This is a genomic window from Rhodoferax sp. ZS1R8, assembly GCF_056521325.1.
Map to the genome: position 1 here is coordinate 1 of NZ_JBWMBA010000040.1, position 1,905 is coordinate 1,905.

Below are 1,905 nucleotides of genomic sequence, written 5' to 3' on the forward strand. Positions count from 1 at the left end.
CCCATGGTTTTGGTGGTTGCCTGGCACCTCACATGTTAAGCCTGTGCTCCGCTGGCGGGCACTACCGTGAGTTCGACGGCCACGCGCGTCAGGGCGATAGGATGGCACAGAGGAATCAGGTCGCTGGTACGCTTGGCCGCTTGGATACCGGCGATGCGAGCAATTCCGAGCACATCCCCCTTTTTGGATGTTCCAGATTCGATGAGTACCAACGTGGTGGGCAACATGTCGATGCGTCCGCTGGCAACTGCAATTCGGTGGGTGGCCGGTTTAGCGGCAATATCCACCATATGGGCTTGGCCTTGGGCGTCAAAATGTGTGAGGGACGGCATTGTGATTTATGTGTCGAAAAGATGGAGGATTGCCCTACATTCGGGATCGGTAAACTTTACCTGACCTTAACTCCAACCCGGCCGCGTGTCGATTAACCTTTACTGAATCATGAACGGAACAATGAAATCATCAGCCTTCTGGCGTCATCGTCTCAAGGCCAGTGCCATCCATTTGTCTGCCAGTCTGCTTATAGCCGCGCTGGCTGCGGCACTGGTTTTCGGTGTCTGGTATCCCTATCCCTATCGCGAAATTTCGGGCGGGCGGGAGCTGTTCTGGCTGGTTGTCGGTGTGGATGTAGTTATGGGGCCATTGATCACCCTGGCAGTGTTCAATCGCAGGAAACCACTTGCCGAACTGAAACGAGATCTGGCTATCGTTGCGCTATTGCAGCTGGGGGCATTGGCTTACGGTTTGTGGGCCGTGAGCGTGGCACGTCCGGTGCACCTGGTATTTGAAGTCGACCGGTTCCGTGTGGTGCATGCCATAGATGTCCCAGCCGATTTCTTGGAGAAGACGCCTTCGGGAATCGATGCACTGCCACTGACCGGCCCCACTTTGCTGGCAACACGGCCATTTCGCGATAGTCAGGAGGCAGCGGACGCTACTATGGCTGCTTTACAAGGCTTGCAACTGGGGTTTCGGCCTGAATTGTGGCAACCCTACGCAAAGGCCAGGTCTGAAGTCCTCAAGGAAGCCAAGACCGTTAGCGAACTTAGGACGCGGTTCGCCAGCCGCTCCACCGAAATAGACCAAGTGATCCAAAGTGCCGGTGGCAACCCACAAACCACACTGTACTTACCACTCGTCGGCCGCGACCATTTCTGGACTGTGTTTATCGACCCGGTCGACGCGCGTATCGTGGCCACCATGCCCCTGGACCCATTTTGACCAAGCATCTTAAGCAAAATAGCCTTCTAGCCCCCGCCGTTGCAATACAAATAGCTATCAGTTTGATAGCATTCGCGACGGTGCCGCAGGCCCATGCCCAGGCCGCTGCGACCATTGGCGCTGCCACCGGTTCCGCCCTGCCCAACCTGGGTGACGGCACCGACATGACCCCCAACGTGGAGCGCCGCCTGGGTGACCGTATCGCCCGCGCGCTGTACCGCGACCCGGACTATGTGGACGATGCGGTGCTGATGGAATATGTGCAGGGTATTTGGCAACCCCTGCTGGTAGCGGCCCGCCAGCGCGGAGAAATGCCGCCCGAGCAGGACGAGGCCTATGCTTGGGAAATCCTGCTGGGCCGCGACCGCTCGGTCAACGCGTTTGCGTTACCGGGTGCCTACTTTGGCCTGCACCTGGGCTTGGTGGGCATCGTCACCAGCCGCGATGAGCTGGCTTCGGTGATGGCCCACGAGTTGAGCCACGTTACGCAGCGCCACATTTCCCGCATGATGACGCGCCAAAGCCAGCAGGCGCCGTGGATGCTGGGTGCCATGATCCTCGGCGTGCTGGCCGCCAGCAAAGACCCCAGCGCCGCCAACGCCGTGATCATGGGCAGCCAGGCCGCAGGTGCGCAGGCCCAGCTCAATTTCTCGCGCGACATGGAGCGTGAGGCCGACCGTGTGG

At 59.1% G+C, this 1,905-nt stretch carries 2 protein-coding genes and 1 pseudogene; 2 read left to right on the top strand and 1 reads right to left on the bottom strand.

All coding sequences use genetic code 11. From position 1 onward, the window contains the following. Positions 1–44: 44 nt before the first annotated feature. Positions 45–332: pseudogene (gene moaC / locus AC097P_RS23525) on the bottom strand (cyclic pyranopterin monophosphate synthase); the annotation flags it as partial. A gap of 121 nt (positions 333–453) precedes the next feature. On the opposite strand from moaC, the gene tfpZ reads away from it, so the two are divergent. Further along, positions 454–1,221 (top strand): TfpX/TfpZ family type IV pilin accessory protein, encoded by a 768-nt coding sequence (gene tfpZ / locus AC097P_RS23530; protein WP_479612857.1) that lies wholly within the window; start codon positions 454–456, stop codon positions 1,219–1,221. Between the two features lie 62 nt (positions 1,222–1,283). Then, positions 1,284–1,905, top strand: a 622-nt coding sequence (locus tag AC097P_RS23535) for a M48 family metalloprotease (protein WP_479612858.1), incomplete at its 3' end; no start/stop codon positions are given.